This is a genomic window from Lacticaseibacillus salsurivasis (assembly GCF_036246225.1).
In the GTDB taxonomy this organism is placed as follows: domain Bacteria; phylum Bacillota; class Bacilli; order Lactobacillales; family Lactobacillaceae; genus Lacticaseibacillus; species Lacticaseibacillus salsurivasis.
Map to the genome: position 1 here is coordinate 1 of NZ_BTTP01000022.1, position 16,186 is coordinate 16,186.

Annotated in this window: 16 protein-coding genes; 1 reads left to right on the forward strand and 15 read right to left on the reverse strand. The window is 54.5% G+C overall.

What is annotated here, in order from left to right; all coding sequences use genetic code 11:
- Positions 1-169 precede the first annotated feature (169 nt).
- From AAA927_RS11630 to AAA927_RS11680, 11 genes are all read right to left on the reverse strand, one after another.
- Positions 170-1,513, reverse strand: a complete 1,344-nt coding sequence (locus AAA927_RS11630; protein WP_338217983.1) for a metallophosphoesterase — start codon at positions 1,511-1,513, stop codon at positions 170-172.
- A gap of 87 nt (positions 1,514-1,600) precedes the next feature.
- Positions 1,601-3,163, reverse strand: coding sequence for an ABC transporter ATP-binding protein (locus AAA927_RS11635; protein ID WP_338217984.1), 1,563 nt, complete (start codon positions 3,161-3,163; stop codon positions 1,601-1,603).
- 419 nt (positions 3,164-3,582) lie between these two features.
- Complete coding sequence (gene phnE, locus AAA927_RS11640) at positions 3,583-4,383, reverse strand: phosphonate ABC transporter, permease protein PhnE (RefSeq protein ID WP_338217985.1); 801 nt, start codon at positions 4,381-4,383, stop codon at positions 3,583-3,585.
- Positions 4,380-5,159, reverse strand: a complete 780-nt coding sequence (gene phnE / locus AAA927_RS11645; RefSeq protein WP_236000410.1) for a phosphonate ABC transporter, permease protein PhnE — start codon at positions 5,157-5,159, stop codon at positions 4,380-4,382. The genes phnE (AAA927_RS11640) and phnE (AAA927_RS11645) overlap by 4 nt, the downstream gene beginning before the upstream one ends.
- A gap of 1 nt (position 5,160) precedes the next feature.
- Positions 5,161-5,931 carry a phosphonate ABC transporter ATP-binding protein gene (phnC, locus tag AAA927_RS11650; RefSeq protein WP_338217986.1) on the reverse strand — a complete coding sequence of 257 codons (771 nt, stop codon included), beginning with the start codon at positions 5,929-5,931 and terminating at the stop codon, positions 5,161-5,163.
- A 73-nt stretch (positions 5,932-6,004) separates the two neighbouring features.
- The gene (locus AAA927_RS11655; protein WP_338217987.1) at positions 6,005-6,946 is read right to left on the reverse strand and encodes a phosphate/phosphite/phosphonate ABC transporter substrate-binding protein; all 942 of its coding nucleotides are present in this window, start codon (positions 6,944-6,946) and stop codon (positions 6,005-6,007) included.
- Positions 6,947-7,289: 343 nt separating this feature from the next.
- Complete coding sequence (locus AAA927_RS11660) at positions 7,290-7,919, reverse strand: TetR/AcrR family transcriptional regulator (RefSeq protein WP_338217988.1); 630 nt, start codon at positions 7,917-7,919, stop codon at positions 7,290-7,292.
- A gap of 33 nt (positions 7,920-7,952) precedes the next feature.
- Positions 7,953-8,804 (reverse strand): lysophospholipid acyltransferase family protein, encoded by an 852-nt coding sequence (locus AAA927_RS11665; protein WP_338217989.1) that lies wholly within the window; start codon positions 8,802-8,804, stop codon positions 7,953-7,955.
- Positions 8,801-9,748: a glycosyltransferase family 8 protein gene (locus tag AAA927_RS11670; protein WP_338217990.1), complete on the reverse strand. Its 948-nt coding sequence runs from the start codon at positions 9,746-9,748 to the stop codon at positions 8,801-8,803. Before AAA927_RS11670 ends, AAA927_RS11665 begins: the two co-directional genes overlap by 4 nt.
- 6 nt (positions 9,749-9,754) lie before the next feature.
- Entirely contained in the window at positions 9,755-10,576 is an 822-nt protein-coding gene (locus AAA927_RS11675; RefSeq protein WP_338217991.1) for a glycosyltransferase, read from the reverse strand.
- A complete protein-coding gene (locus AAA927_RS11680; RefSeq protein ID WP_338217992.1) occupies positions 10,573-11,298 on the reverse strand; it encodes a lysophospholipid acyltransferase family protein in 726 nt (241 codons plus the stop codon). Before AAA927_RS11680 ends, AAA927_RS11675 begins: the two co-directional genes overlap by 4 nt.
- Positions 11,299-11,554: 256 nt before the next feature.
- Between AAA927_RS11680 and AAA927_RS11685 the strand changes: the two genes are divergently transcribed.
- Positions 11,555-12,364, forward strand: a complete 810-nt coding sequence (locus AAA927_RS11685) for an HAD family hydrolase (RefSeq protein ID WP_338217993.1) — start codon at positions 11,555-11,557, stop codon at positions 12,362-12,364.
- Between the two features lie 58 nt (positions 12,365-12,422).
- Here AAA927_RS11685 and AAA927_RS11690 read toward each other — a convergent pair whose 3' ends face one another.
- From AAA927_RS11690 to AAA927_RS11705, 4 genes are all read right to left on the reverse strand, one after another.
- Positions 12,423-14,378 (reverse strand): acyltransferase family protein, encoded by a 1,956-nt coding sequence (locus AAA927_RS11690; protein WP_435891529.1) that lies wholly within the window; start codon positions 14,376-14,378, stop codon positions 12,423-12,425.
- Positions 14,350-14,736 (reverse strand): MORN repeat-containing protein, encoded by a 387-nt coding sequence (locus tag AAA927_RS11695; RefSeq protein ID WP_338217994.1) that lies wholly within the window; start codon positions 14,734-14,736, stop codon positions 14,350-14,352. The genes AAA927_RS11690 and AAA927_RS11695 overlap by 29 nt, the downstream gene beginning before the upstream one ends.
- Before the next feature lie 142 nt (positions 14,737-14,878).
- The gene (locus AAA927_RS11700; protein WP_338217995.1) at positions 14,879-15,331 is read right to left on the reverse strand and encodes a threonine/serine exporter family protein; all 453 of its coding nucleotides are present in this window, start codon (positions 15,329-15,331) and stop codon (positions 14,879-14,881) included.
- Entirely contained in the window at positions 15,328-16,092 is a 765-nt protein-coding gene (locus AAA927_RS11705) for a threonine/serine exporter family protein (RefSeq protein ID WP_338217996.1), read from the reverse strand. The genes AAA927_RS11700 and AAA927_RS11705 overlap by 4 nt, the downstream gene beginning before the upstream one ends.
- Positions 16,093-16,186: the final 94 nt, after the last annotated feature.

Here is a 16,186-nt window from a genome sequence, read left to right on the forward strand (position 1 = left end):
ATGGGTGTACGGACTCATAGCCGAGTTCTCCTTGTAGTTGGTGTTGTGGTGATTCCATTTTACAAGGACTCAGGCTATGAGTCTTTTCTATTTGACTAATTTGTTGCACTTGAATTGTAAATCCGTCTCGTCAAAAAAACCGGCGACTATTTTAGCCGCCGGTGGTTGATTATTTAGTTTTGATGGTGAAATGCAAATCATTCATATTCGTATCCTGAATAATCGTGTTGATGTAGCGTTTCAGCGAGGCGGTTTTGGCGTCCACCTGATAACCGCGAGTTTCCTTGAGGGCTTTGACTTCAGCATCTGAGATGTGATCTTGACCGGTGAAGAAGCGCCAGTTGAGTTCACCCATGAAGTGCATGCCGGCGTCTAAGTCAGCTTCGGTGATGCCAGGGCGGTTGTAGAGGCTTTGGACCGCGAGACCTTCACCATTTTGCAGGAACAGCTTTTTCAAGTAACGCTGGTAGTGCGCCAGTTCCGGGTTCTGCTTTTGCTTAGCCGTCAAGACTGGGGTGAGGTCGGCCTGCTTGCGGGTGTAGGTCAGGTCCTTGCTGGTGAGTTGCACCACGCCATAGCCAGCGGGTGAGATTGAATAAGAGCCATTGACCACTTCGACGGGCTCACCATCACCGCCTGCCATCACGTCTTGGGCGTGGATGTGGCCAGAGAACAGCACCGGCACTTGATAGCGGGTGAGCAATTTGCGCAGCGCTTTGGCATTGTTCAGCACATAGCCCGTCGACACGACATGATTATGTTGGTAAAGGTTGTGGTGCATGAACACCAGGCTGGTGCGACCGGCCTTTTTGCCCGCGGCCAGCTGCGTTTTCAGCCAACTCATGGTGGCTGGTTTCAGTTCACCGCCAGTGTTCGGGTTGCGATTGGACGGCTGAATGGTGTAGATGTTGGAATCCAACATAATCAGTTGATAGTTCGCATTCAGTGCAATCGTGTAGCTCAGCGAAGCCGGATCTTCAGCAATTTCGCTTTGATAGCCATCACTAAAAATGCGGCGCCACTCGGTGGGGCTGATTTGCGGCACCTTGTACTGGTTTTTGCCCTTATATTTGCGGGCCCAGCCGTCGTAGATATCGTGATTGCCAGGGATGGCCAGCACATGAATGCCAGCGGCTTGCAGCGGCGCCAGGCGCTTGGCCAGGTCCTCCGCGCTGGCGCGTTCACCGTTAAAGGTGACATCGCCAGTCAAAATCACGGCGGTAGGCCGCGGCTTTGCGGTTAACGCCGCGTGCACGAGGGCCTTGATGGCGACAGGTTGATGCTGGATATCTTTGCCTGCCGCTGACTGTTTGATTTCCGTGAAGGCCTCGCCTTGATCATGCAACTGCGGGGTGATGAAATGCGAATCCGACAGCACCCACAGCACCGGGGTTTTACTGGTGGTGAGTTCATGGCTAGCGCCTTGCCGATGCGGCGCCGCCACCGTCAGGCCGGCAGCGATGACCGCGAGTAAGATCAACGCGGCGAGTACTTGTCCCAAGCGTTTTAACATCCGACTTCTCCTCTGAACTTGTGGTTAATCTAATTGTACACCAGCAAACGCCGGGTGTAATCGTCCATTCCAAGCAGAAGTTGTCCCTCACTGCTGCGGCGTGAGCGTTAAGATGCCATCTAGTTGCGCCGCGAGCGCTTCGGTCAGGTGGTGGGTGACCATAATCACCGTGACGTCAGGCCAAGTCAAAACCGTTTTGGTGATGGCTTGCACCGAAGCGGGGTCCAGATTGGCCGTCGCTTCATCCAGCAGTAGCACTGAGCGCTTGGCGAGCAGAGCCCTAGCCAAGGCAATGCGCTGGCGTTGACCGCCGGATAAATTGGCACTGGCGTAATCAATCACAGTGTCCAAGCCTTCAGGTAAACTGGCCACTAGCGGGTCCAGCCCAGTCGCCGCTAGCACCGGCCCTAGGTCAGCCCCGCTGTCTGTGGTGTCTAAAGTCAGGTTGAAGCGCAAACTACGATTAAACAGAAGCGGCTGTTGATCAACCACTGCCACCTGTTGATGCAAGGCCATGGGCGCGATGGCGGTGAGATTTTGACCATCAAAGCTAATCGTCCCAGCAGTGGGGGTAAGTTTCCCGGCCAGCAGCGCTAAGAGGGTACTTTTACCAACACCGGAGGGGCCAACGATGGCGTAGCGGCCGCCGGCGGTAAACTGGTAAGTCAGCTGGTTGAGCGTGGCCGGGTGGCCTGGATAAGCAAAGCCAACCTGCTCCAGAGTTAGGGCAGTTTTCAGCGACGTCAGCGGTTGGCCGGCCGCGAGATCCGCGGTTGGGAGCGCCGCAAACTTATCCAGTAGCGGCTGAGCGGTTTGGCGTTCGGCCAGGTTTTCCGTCAGGCCGGTCAAACTGGAAAAAATCGTGCCAGATAAAATCTGACTGGTGGAAAAAACGCCCAGCGGGATTTTGCCCTGAAAATAAAGCCAGCCGGTTAGTGCCAGTATAACGAGTTGGCAAAAGAAGTTGACGGCGATGTTCACCGCGTAAAACCGGCTGCTAGCTTTGGCGTAGGCCACCCGCTTGCTGAGCAGGTGCCGACTCTCTGCCGTGGTTTGACCAGGGAGGTGACGGGTCTGATTGAGCATAAAGAGTTGATCGAAGCCGTTCAGTAAATCAGTGACCACCGTGGTTAACCGCGCATTGGCTTGCGAGACAGCGGCGTTGGCGGCATTCATTTTGCCCACGAACGCCTTTGGCACCAGCAGCATGAGTCCGGTTAATGCCAAGACGGCGACAAACAAGCTCCAGTGGTAATGGAGTAACGTCACGCCGGCAAAGACCACATTCAATGCTTGTTCCAAGGCCAGCCAGGAGTTCTCAAACCCGTATTCAGTAATGGTGGTGAGATCATTGGTCAGCCATGAGGTGTAATCAGGCACCGGGTGGGCATGAAATTGCTTGGTGTTGGTGTGCGCGAGCCGGGTGGTCAAATCGCGCCGGATGTTTAAAGCCATTTGTTCATTGGCTCGCATTTCCGCCACTGGTTCGAAATACCGCTGTGCGGCGTAAACTGTTAAGGCCGCGGTGGTGATACCCAGCCACGTCAGAAAAGTGCCCGTCGCATGTTGACCCAGCGCAGTCAGCGCCCGGCCCAACGCCACGCCGTATGCCGTATTGGCTAAAGCGTTGATGAGGAGCCAGAAGGTCACAGTGAGGCCCAAGCGCCGGGCTTACCGAAAATAGTGATTCAAACGAAACGATGGTACTGCTGTATTTTTCAATAAAAGTCCTCCAGGTTGGGTGATGTCAAGAATTTTGGCATCAAAAAAGCCAGTCGCACCTCGACTGGCTACCTGACCTGAATGGATTGCCTCAAACTAGAGGCGTTGGCGGACAAACGACAGTCGACGTGCATTCAATTTAGTTATGAACTTTTTAGATGCCGTCATGCGAAATGTCCTCCTTATCATCGTATTTGAAACTTCTAATTAAACATACCCGCGAATACCATGATTGTCAAATCCAATCTTCATGATTGTTCTGGCCCAGAATTTTTAGCCCGTCGGATTCAAAAAACCTCAAGGACTGGCGTTGAAGCCAGTCCTTGAGGCAATATGCATAGTAACTGTTAAACGAGCCGCTTCCGCAAGGCCCCGGAAAGCCAGTCGGTAGCGGTGACCAGCACGATGATGCCATACAAGATAATGGCAACCCGCGGCCACGACCGGGTTTGAATCGCGAAAATCAGCGGGGTCCCGACCCCGCCGGCTCCGACCATCCCCAAGATGGAAGCAGACCGGATGGCCAGTTCGAAGCGGTAAAGCGTGTTTGAGACGAATTCTGGCAGGAGCTGCGGTAAGCTGGCGAGCATGGTGACATCCAGCGCGCTCCCACCAGCAGCCGTGACGGCTTCACCGGCGCCACCGTTCATGTTTTCGATGGCTTCGGAGAACAGCTTGGCGAGCATGCCGATACTATGGAAGCCCACCGCCAGCACACCGGCAAAGGATCCTGGCCCGACGGCTTTGATGAACATCAAGGCCAAGACGATTTCAGGGAAGGTGCGAATGGCGGTTAAGACGAACTTCCCAGAGCGCGTCACTAGCCAGAACTTGTGCTTGGTGTGCGCCGCCCAAAAGGCAAACGGTAGGGAAATCACCGCGGAGATGAAGGTCCCGAGAATGGCAATCCCCAAGGTCTCCAGCAGGGTGGAGGTCAGATCCTCGCCATCGCCGGTCCAGACATAGGCCCAATCGGGATGAATCAGGCCTTCGCCGATCGATTTGGTGACCATGACGGCGTTGGCTTTGATACTGAACGCCGGCATGCCAGTGAACGCCCAGATGACTAAGCCGACAAAAATCACGGCCGCAAGCACCTTGCCCCAGCGGCGCTGCGCCGGGGGATTAGGGAGTTTCAATTCTGTCATAGGAGCGCCTCCCTTGTTTTACCACTGACATAATCGATGGCTAACACCACCACGAAGATGACCAGCACAATCACGCCGACCCGGTCATAGCGGAACATCGACAGGGCCTGCTGCAGGTAAACCCCAATCCCGCCGGCGCCCATGTAACCCAGCACGGTGCTGGCCCGGACGTTGATTTCAAAGGCATACAGCACATAGCTAACAAAATAGTTGGCAATCTGGGGGAACACCGCGAAGCGGATAATTTCAATGCGGTTGCCGCCAGCGGCGCGCAAGGCTTCAAGCGGCCCAGGATCGATGGTTTCAATCGCTTCGTAAAACAGCTTGCTGACCATGCCAAAGGTGAAAATCGTTAAGGCGAAAATCCCAGCCACTGGCCCGATGCCGACCACCGCCACGAACAAGGCGGCGAGCATCAGGTCAGGAATGGTGCGGACAATGTTGAGGATGAAACGGAACACGCCCACGACGACTTTATTGGTGACAATGTTCCGCGACACCAGCAAGGCGTAAGGAAAGGCCAGGGCCGAGCCCAACAAGGTGCCGATAATCGACATTTTGATGGTTTGCAGCATCGGCTCCAAGGTGTAGCCGGTGTAGGCCCAATCCACATGCGCCATTTCCACAAAGAGTTCGGTGAACTGGCTAAAGTTGGTGAAAAACAAGCCGAGATGCGCATCGGTAATGAAAGCCGACCACACCAGCGCCACCAGCAGCACTGCGGTGAGTGCCCATTTATGCCAGTTGAGTTTTTGTTTTGGCAACAAGTCTTCCATGTTAGCCCTCCGCTTCTGCGCCGTTGTAGATCTCATCGAAGACGGCACTAGTGGCTTCACTGACTGGGCCGTCAAAGACCTTTTCCCCGGCCCGAATACCGATGATGCGGCTGCCATAAGCTTGGGCCAGATCGACTTGGTGCAAGTTGACTAGCACCGTCATACCCAGTTCCTGGTTGATACGTTTGAGGTCATCCATGACGCGGCGGGTGGTTTCTGGGTCCAGGCTGGCGATTGGTTCATCTGCCAGGATCAAGCTTGGCGCTTGGGTCAACGCGCGGGCAATGGAGACGCGCTGCTGCTGACCACCGGAGAGCTGATCGGCGCGGGTGTAGACCTTATCTGCGAGTTCAACGGTTTGCAAGGCCTGATAGGCGCGCTGCTTGTCTTCAGGGGAGAACAGGCCGAACACCATTTTCCAGGTCGGGTAATAGCCGACGCGGCCGGTGAGCACGTTGCGCAGGACAGTGGCCCGGTTGATCAAATTGAAATTCTGAAAAATCATCCCGATTTTTCGGCGAATTTGCCGCAGCTTTTTGCCTTTGGCTTTGGTGATGGAGTCGCCGTCAATCCGAATATCACCTTGGCTGATATCGTGCAGCCGGTTCACAGCGCGCATCAGGGTGCTTTTGCCGGCGCCGCTTAAGCCGACTACCACGACGAATTCGCCGGGCATGATGGTTAAATTGATGTCTTTGAGCCCAACCACGCCGTTTTCATAGATTTTGCTCACGTGATCGAATTCAATGACAGGGGTCGCTTCTTGTTTCATAACTAATTGCCTCCGTGGCCGTCCCACAAAAAAAGCTAGGCGAGCCTAGCTTCTTTGCAAACGCTTCGCATGCTTACTTGTTGTTGGTGATGCTGTCTGAAATCTTGTCGTACTTCCGAACCACATTGAAGTCGCTGTCTTTGGCACTGACATAGCCCTCATGGGAGTAGATTTCAGAGATGATTTGGTGACCTTTCTTGCTCTTCGCCACGGCCTTGAAGGCTTTGGCTAACTTAGTGCGGAAGGCTTTGCTCATATCGGAACGTACCGAAATCGTATCGTTAGGAATCGGCTTCTTGGTGATGTAGATTGGCACCACTTTGTTCATGATGTCAGGCACATCTTTTTGCACGATCGTCCGGGCATCCTCAAAGACGAAGGCGGCATCGGTGTCGCCGTTCAAGACGGACATGACGCCTTGGTCGTGGCCGGTAACGGTGGTCAACTTAGCATCCTTAACCAAGTCGAGGCCTTTTTCTTTGATTTCAGCAATCGGCCAGATGTAGCCGGCAGAACTGGTGACATCTTGCACGGCGATGTTCTTGCCTTTCAAATCCTTCCAGGACTTGATGCTGCTGCCTTTCTTAACCAGGATCATGGAGTTGTAGTAGTTGACCAACTTACCGGTGCTCTTGCCACCAGGCTGCTTGATGCCGTAACGCTGGGCCATGAGAAGCACGTCGGCGGCTTTTTGCTTGTGGGCTTGGACATAACCATCAGGTGGCAGGAAGCCGACATCCACTTGTTTCGATTTCATGGCTTCAACAATGGAATTGTAGTTGGTGGAAACAGAAACTTTAACGGGAATGCCCAGTTGCTTCTTGAGCAGGCCTTCCAGCGGCTTGGCCTTGGCTTCCAAGGTGTTGGCGTTAGATGATGGCACGAATTGAATGTTCAAAGTCTTTGGTGTGTAGCTGTCGCTGCTTTTGGTAGCGGCTTTACTGCCACAAGCGGCCAAGGAAACGGCGGCAATGGCGGCGGTGCTCAACGCGGCAAGTGCTTTCCAGAACTTCATTATTAGTCCCCCACAAAAGTATTAGTGTCCGAGCAGCTCAGCAAGCAAAAACCGAACATTTGCCGAAAAAATCGGCGGCGCTGATCAGGCGTCGATGACCGGCCTTCGCTTTTCAAAATCAGTATAGGAGTCCAAATCGCTAATTTCAAGGATAATTTCGTAAAATGTTCAAACAATGTTCGTGTCTTTATGAACAATGGCAAATTTACGGCATTTTTTCATGGAAACTTTCATTTTTGACCAAAACCCGAACATTAACCCGGTTTGGGCAATTCAGAACCAACCCTTAGCCAACAAAAAAAGGCGCTAGTTAGCGTCTTCAAGTCTGCTGTTTGAAAGGGCATTACGGCGTCAGCGCCTTGATGGCGGCTTCAACGGTGAGGCCAATGCTTTGATCATCTAGTGGCTGCCCAAAATATAAGGCGCCGACTGCCGTTCCGCCAACAATCGACCACAGGCATTTCATAATGGCATGATTGTCCCATTGCACCAGCTGGCCGTGGGCTTTGAGCTGATCCAAGGTCGCGGTGAGTTGCACCCAGTAATCATCGCTAAACCGCTGAATGATCAGCTCGCGAATTTGTTCCTGGCTGAAGAGCTCAGTGACGAAAACTTTGACCACTGCCGTGTTGTCCCGCAACAGATGCAAGCGGCCGGTCACCAGCTCTCGGCAAAAATCGGCGAGGCTGGGGAAGGGGAGGTTGAGCTGATTTTGAATCATTTCCGCCATCGCGTTGGGGAAAATCTGATTGATAATCGGCTTGATCACCGCATTCAAGAGACCCCGCTTACTGCCGAAACGGGCGAAGATATTGCCTTCTGCGACCCCGGCGCGTTTGGCGATTTCATGAGTGCTGGCGCCGGCATAGCCTTTTTCGGCGAACACTGAAATCGCGGCATCAAGAATTTGGCGCTGCTTTTGGGTATAGCCAGCGAGGACATGCGCGGATTCGAATAAGGTTAAATTAGACATGAGCTCCTCTTTCTCGGCGGCACCCGCCAAAGCTTACTGGCGCCAGCCGGCAATATCATCGGGGCTGAAGGTGTAGCTTAGCGGCCGGTGATAGGCACGTTCATAGGCGGCGCATTTTTGCTGATAATCTTGATTCATCATGGCAATGCTGTTGGCCCGCACGCTTTTGGTTGGATTCGGATAAATCGGCTTCAAAATTTCAAGTTGATAGGACACGGCATTGAACGCCGGGGAAACCTGGCGACTGCTGGTGTGTAAGGCCACGAAGCACGAAATAATCGGTACATTGAATTGCGCCGCGTAGTAATAAGCCCCACGCTTCGGCGGCCGCGGTTTGCGGTAGTTGTACCACATTTCTTGCTCGGGATAGATGAGCACATCTCGGCCGGCGGCTAACACCTTTTCCAGCATCGCGGGAAACTCATGCGCGAGGTAATTGACATCCGCCGCAATCGGCAGAATGTCAGCGTTGTTGAAGACATAGCCCAGCGTGCCCGGCATTTTGAGATTAGTGGTTTGGCTGACAATGTACAGCCGTGGTAAGCCCAGGCCTTTGCGCACCACGAGATTTTCCATGGGGCTGAAGTGATTGCTGGTGACAATCGCGCCGCCGTGCACACCAGCCAAATTCGCCTGGCCGGTGATGGTGACGGTGCGGCCAAGCCAGCGGGCGGTCAGGTTCATGCCAGTGCGCACAATCACGTTGTTAACGCGGTGGCGCCAGGTGTGCTGGCGCCGCAAATAATTAGCGATGACATCCTTTTGCTCACTGGCCGGCAAGCTCGGATCGTTCACCTCTACTTTATCATTGAAGCGGCCTTCTTGGACGGCCTGTTCGATATTTTTCACCACGGGTAAGTGCGGATCAACATTGGGCTCAATCATAGTTGCACCTGCTTTCCGGCCGCAGCCATACTAGCGAAGGTCACGGGTTCTGCGTTGGTGGTCACGGCTAGTTGGATTAAATCGGCTTGGTGCTTTTGATCCGCTGCGACCTGCTTGGGCCCGAAGGCTTGTTGCGTGTGGCGCAGGGCTTGCGCCACGGCCGGCATTTGGTCTGCGTATTGCCAAAAATACTGATCATTCGGAACCTTGGCATAATGCCACGGTTTGTCAAAGAGGTTGTAGTGAATCACTTTTGGCTCGGCAATGGGCCGCTCGCCTTGAACATTCCAGCTTTCATCCAGATGCAGCAGCCGGTCACGGGCAATGGCATTGATGTAGTCCTGGTCCGGCGCCAGGCTGTGGAAATGGTAGGTATTCAGCAAGGTCAAAAAGTGCTCAGCAAAATGGCGGTCACGCAGCTGCTGCAGGTCCATCAGGAGCACCCCAGAGTTGCAGTACGCAGCCACATCCACGCCCACGCTTTCCTTGGTGTAGGCGGTGGTTTCGGGATTGGCCGCCATGAAGGGGTCAATCACGGCGCCCAGTAAGGCACCGTTGAGCGGCGTGGCGGTTAACTTGGCAATATCCGTTAACACCACCGTATCGGCGTCGAGATACACCGCGCGGTCGAGGTCAGGATACAGTTCGGCGATGAAAAGCCGGAAGTAGATGGTGAAAGTGAAATAGTCTGCCCGCAGCTTGTTGCCTTTATCGGTAATCTGGGTCTTCAGCCGAGCGACAATCGATTGAAAAGCGACACTGACGTTGGCCGTCGCCTGGGCGCTTAATTGCGCCTTATGCGCCGGGGTCAGGTGCTCGGTTAAGATAATGACCTGATATTGCTTGGCTGGGTCGGCATTTTGCACCAACGAGCGTAGCGAAACGGTCAGCGGGTCGACATAGTGGTCGTCGACAGCATAAAAAATGGTGATGGGTTGCGTCATGAAAAATCATCCTTTTCTGGTAGCTAAAATCGCTTCATATTGGCGATAAAGCGCGGTCGGGGTGGCAGCGCCGAGCAGCGTCTGAGCCGCTTCAACCTGCCAAGGCTTCACAGTGACCGGATGGAACCACGGCCAAAACGACAGGCGGGTGGAAAAATGCATCAGCACGGTATCGGCATGCGGGCCGTGCTGATCATTAAACCGGCGCGGCGCTAGGCGTTTGCCCTGGGCCAGTTTGTTCAGCGCGCTTTGGTCAGGCATGAACATGCGCTGGGTGGTGCAGCGCTGACGGCAGGCGGCAAACAAGCCGGTTTGGCGAATTAGGGCTAGGTTCAATAAGAGCACGCCGGAGTTCATGTAGTCGCGGCCGAGGCGTTGATGAAAGAACCACTGGCCGTAATGATCCAGCACGCCCACACATTCAGTGGTGGTCAGCGGCTGTTCGTAAAAGGCCGTCATCGGCTTGAGGGCCAGCACGTCAGCATCGAGGTAAAGCAACCGGTCTGGCAAGTCTGGTACCAAATCGGCGTACAGCCGCAGCATGCAGTAAGGTGTGAAGCGCGTGTTCCAGTTAGCCTTTGGTGGGGCTTGGTTCACTAGAGTGGTGAGATCGAATAATTGCACGGTATTGCGTGGATCGGCCTCCTGCAACGCGGTTTGCAGTTCAGTCGCAGCCGCCGGCGTCAACGCCCTCTTGCGCTCGCCTTTGACCGTTAAGGCCGCCGTGAAGAGGTAGAGGTGCAGGGGCGCTTGGTGCTGGGCCAACGATAGCGCCGATAGCAAGACCCCATTTTGAACGCTGGCATCGCCGCAATAAAGAATATTCATGGCGTCTGCCTCCGATACTGAATATGTTGATAGGTACTGGCTTGAGCGCGCCGCTGCATGGCGGCGTGCACTTGCTGGGCCAGCTGTTCCCGCCTCGCCCGCAGCGGGAGACTTTCGTCAGGGGTAAAGGGCCCATCGAGGTAAATGGTGACGTGATGGCGCTGATAAGTGGTCGTGAAGCTGAATACCGGCCGGTTAAATTGGACGGGGTAGTGAAAACTCCCTGGTTTAAACGGCCGAATGCCAGTGTAATACGGCCAAACATGGGCTTCAGGGTAAATGGCCACCGGCGTGCCGGCACCCACCACCTTTTTGAGTTGGGTCATAAAGCGCCGCGTTTGGCTAGCTGTTTCTGGTAGCACCAACGCGCCGGCATGCGGCAGCAGCGGCCCCAGCACTGGAACGGTTAAATTCGCCGCGGCGGCTAAAGTCGCCACTGGCCGCGGGCTTAGCACTGCTGGCAAGAACGGGTCACCAAAGGCTTGGGTATGATTGCCATACAGGAAGAAGCTACCGTCAACGTGTTGAAGGAGCGCGAGGTTAACGAAGCGGGCGTGAAGCTTGGCTTGCCAGTAGGTCTTGCCGAGCTGCCGCAGCCGGCGATAGAGCATCGGTCTTTGACGCTGGGCCCAATCGTAATTGGCCGGCAGCGGCTGGGCTTGCCCCCGGGTTTGCACCAGGTCAGCGTCAAAGGCGGTGTAGGTTTGAATTTTTGGTTTCATCTCGCCCCTCCTCGACTTTGAGTGAGCACTCACTTTACCTGCCTTAGTATAATGAAAACGGCCTTCAAGTCAAGCTTGATGCCTGGATGAAAGCACGGCGCAGCGGCTTAAATCATACTTGAAAGCGTCATTTTCTAACTAATGGTGATGAAAGCAGTTTGTTATTTATGCACGAACGGTTGACGCCTTGGCCTAGGCCCTTCACAATGGAAAGCAGTAGTGGCGCAAGGCGCCAACCAGACAAGGAGTGGGTTAATTGATCAAATGGGTGTTTACGGATATGGACGGCACGTTGCTCGATGACGAAGGGCGGGTGACGCCGGCAAATGCGGCGTTGATTGCGCAAAGTCAGTTGCCGCTGACGCTCGTGTCGGCCCGCTCGCCGCGGGAAATGGTCGAGGCCATTGACGTGCTGCACTTGACGGGACCGCAGATTGCTTTTAACGGCGGCATGATTTTTGAACCGACGGCCACCGGCAAACGTATTTTGACCGAAACGGCCATGGCCAGTGATACCGCGCAGGCGATTATTGGGGCGGTATTAGCGCGCTTTCCATCGACGTCGGTGAGTTATTACGATGGGGAAGACTGGTATGCGGAACGGATGGATGAAAACATCGAAGGCGAAATTCGCGTCAGCCGCTTGCACCCGACGATTAAGCCGTATCAAGAGGTCTTTGCCACCGGTGAGCGCCACATTCTCAAAATCATGCTGATTAACTTCGATGAAGCGGTGATGGCCAAGATGCTGGCCTTTTTCGCTGAGGCTGATTATCCGGGCGTTTCTGCGCAACATTCTGGATCTGCTTGGCTAGAAATCACTTCCCAGGACGCCAAAAAGTCGCGCGGCATTGCCTATTTGATGGCGAAAGAAAACCTCAAGCGCGAAGAAACCGCAGCCTTTGGCGATGGGGGCAATGACCTGCCGATGCTGAACATGGTTGGGGTGCCGATTGTCATGGGCAACGCGGCGCCGGAAATTAAGCAAGTTGGCAAGTTCATTACCAAACCTAACACCGAAAACGGCGTGGGGTATGGTATGGTGACGTACCTGAATCAAAACTAGCACAAAAGAAGGCCCTTCGGATTCATGGTGAATCCGAAGGGCCTTACTGTTTCTAAGCTTATTTCTTTGCCGGTTTCTTGGCCGCTTCAATCAGGCCATTATTGATGGTTTGGGCAAACAGCACATCGCCATCGTCATGCCCGCCGAAGTGCACGCCATCGGTGCCTTTGAAGACATGGGGATGCTGCGGGGCGATTTTGCCCCAGTCCGCAATGGTGATCCACTTGTACTTGGCCGGCAGCTGGCGTTCCAGTTCTGCCAGTTTGCTGGAGTTCCAGCTGGGGCTGGCTTGAGCGTTGTAAGGCGTCATGAAGACCAACTTGTGACCGGGTTTGATGCCGGCAATGACCCGGTCCAAAACCTGCGCGTAATCATCCAGCGCGTTGGTCCCGACGCTGAGGACAACGAACTCGCGCAATTGGCCGGCTTGCTGCATCTGCATCATTAGATCATAGGCTTCGTTCATCTTGCGGTCCCCGGCGGCATTGACCTCGGAGTTCGCGACATGCGGGCCTAAGTAATGGGCCGTGCCCAGCGTGACCGAATCGCCAATGATGGTGACCCCAGCCGGAATACCATATTTCGCGGCGGTGCTGTTTTTATTGACCGCGGCATAACTGTCCGGATGCGCCTTGGCAGCAGCCTCGGCGTCTTGCTTAGCCTTGGCCATTAAGTCGGCCTGGGCCGTTTTCTTAGGATCATGCGCCGCCATGATGATTTTTTCATTGGTGTTGTATTGGGCAACGTCTTGCTGAATGCCACCGATCCACAAGGTTTGTTCCAAATGCGATAGTTCTGGCGCCGCTTGCACGCGTTGCACAGTAACCGCGGTGAGGGCTAAGGCAGCCACGATGACTGGGGCGGCCACATAGCGACCAGGCAGCCGGAAGTGAAGAAACTTGCCTTGGCGACCAGCAATCACGGGTTCGATAATGTAGTACGACAACGCTGAGAACGCCCCGCCGACGAGGACGGTCAGACCAGCGGCGAGCGTATTATCCATCCGGTGGGAGAAGATCACGTACAGCGGCCAGTGGTAGAGATATAAGCTGTAAGAAATGTCAGCCAGGAAGGTAATCACCTTAGGTTCGGCAATGGTCGGGGTTTTTTCATGCAAAATCCGCGCTGCCACAATCATGACCCCAGCCAGCAACGTCGCCACCAGCAGGCCATAGTTGTAGGTGGCAATTTGGTCGAAATCAAGCCCAAACCCTAGCGCAATCAGCAGGGCTGCGGCGCCTGCCATCACGGCGGCTGGCACCCAAGCGTTCATACGCTTGAAGCTTTGGGTGAACCAATTCGGCAGCACCGCCACGCCGGTCAAGGTGCCAATCATGGCGCCGACGAAGAATGGAAAGCTGTGGGTGAAACTGGAGAAGTAAACCGGCGAGAAGTCTTTCAGACCTTGCGCCTGCACCACCATCAACAAGTAGGTGACGATGGCGAGGACGCCCGAAACGGCAAACATCGCCATGCGAAAATCGGTGCGGCGGGCCGTGGCGGTTTCAGGCCGCTTTTGGAAGACGCGGCTGAGCAGGTAAGCCACCACGCCCCAGATCAGGTAAAAGTGCATTTCCACCGCTAAAGACCAGGTGTGGACGAATAAGTGCGGGATGAAGTTGTTTTCGTAGGAACCGCCAGTGGCGATTTCAAAGAAGTTGGTCACAAAGCCCACTGCCGCGGCAATCTGCTGACCGATGTTGGTGATAAAGTCGGTGCCCACCAAGAACGTGAAGGGAATCACCACCAGCACGGCTAAGACTAACGGCGGCACAATGCGGTAGAACCGCCGCCGATAAAACGCCAGTAAGCCAAAGGTATGGGTGCGAGCGAATTCATCAATCATCAGGCTGCTGATCAAAAAGCCGGAAAAGGTGAAGAAGATATCAACGCCGATAAAACCGCCAGGGTATTCATTTTGGAAAAAATGATAGGTTAAAACCAACACCAGGCCGGTGACGCGGACAAGACTGAACCATTTGATTCTAATGTGTTTGTGCGTGGTACTGGCCATTTTTGAAGAACCCCCGATATGTCTGATTTTGTTTCGTGGTTAAGGTGCCACTGCCGGTGACGGCGCCGGCCTTAAAGGTGCCGGTATACCGCCAGCCTTCATGCGAAGTGAAGGTGCCTTGACCATTGAAGCGCCCGTCTTTGAAATTGCCCTTATAACGGTCGCCATTTTTCATCGTCAACTGGCCTTGGCCGCTGAACTTATGTTTGAAGACCTGGCCATCATAGGTGATTTGACCAGAATCCAAGGTGTAATGCGCATGGTGCGGTGTTTGCGGCATGAGGGCGATGACCGCGAAAACCACGATCACCAGCACGGTAGCGAGCTCAAGCCCAGCTCTTAAGCGCGATGTTTTCAAGATGATACTCCTCCCTGGTACATACCTTACTATCTTAGAGGAAAGCCCACCGCTTTGAAAGTTGAAATGCACCAGTTTTCAAAGAAAATTGTTGCGGATTTCAAAAAACACCCACCGGTTCCCCAGTGAGTGCGAAGGTGCGTTATCGCCGCGCTTCGAACCAGTGGCGCAGCGGGCGGCGAATGGGCTTAAAGATCGCTTCTGCAATCACAAAACCCACTGCCAGGCCGATGGCGATGCTCAAAGTTTTGACTAAACCCGCTTGCGCCGCTGTTTCGCGCCCGAGGGTAAAATCTTTCATACTCATATAGATAATCGCGCCTGGCACCAGCGACACGAGGCTGGGGATGTACATGACATTGACTGGGGCTTTCACCCAAATCGCGGCAATGTTGGCGAGCAAGCCAATGGTCGTGGCCGCCAGCAGATTCGTTAAAATCAGGTTTGGCGTCTGGCCAGCCACCACCACATACACGACCCAAGCCAAGGCGCCGGTGATCCCAGCTGGTAGTAAAGTGCGCTTGGGAATATTGGTGATGATGCCAAACCCAATCGTGGAGGCAAAAGCGACGACCAGTTCGATTAGTAATCTCATAGCGTGCCTCCCATGAGCAGTGAGATGCAGGCACTGCCGACCACCACGCCGGCGCCAATCGCGCCGGCGACCATGATGGCATCCATCGCTCGCACCAAACCAGAAATGGTGTGGCGGGCAATCAGCTCACGCAGAGAATTGGTGATGGCCACGCCAGGCACTAAGGGCATTAAGGCCGAAATAATAATATTATCGGCGCTGGTCGCGATGCCGAGGCGCTGCAGCAGGGTCGCCAGCAGGCCAATCACCATGCCGCCGAGGCCAATACTGATGTAAGGGGTCGTTGTGCGCCGACCCAACCCTTGCGAAGCGAGGTAGCCGCCAATGCCGACGAAAAAGGCGAGGCCGAGGTCGGCCCAGGTCGCTTGAAACAGGAGCATCGGCGCCACCGACACTAAACCAGCACCGAGGATTTTTTGCGGCCAGGAATAATCGCGGCGCGAGGATTCAATAGTGGTCACGCGGCTTTCAAGGGTGGCGTAATCAATGGTTCCGCTGGTAAACGCCCGGGATAACGAGTTGATGCGATCCACTTGCCGCAGGTTGAAGTCCTTGGTGCGCACCTTAATCAAATGGGTCGCGGTATCGGTGTCGGCGTCGACAAAAATCGCGGTCATTTCGGCGTGACATGAAATGGGCACCCCAGCCGCGGCGCCGATATATTCGACCGTACTTTCCACGCGGCCGGTTTCGGCCCCATTTTCCAATAATATTTTCCCTACCCGGCCACACAAGGCAATGACCTGCTTTTCACTTGGCATCCTGCCACCTCCGACTGCTTTCAAGTTTACGCTGTTAATGAAACGCGAAGCAAGCAAAAACCGGACCGTTTGCACGGTCCGGTTCAATCAAAGC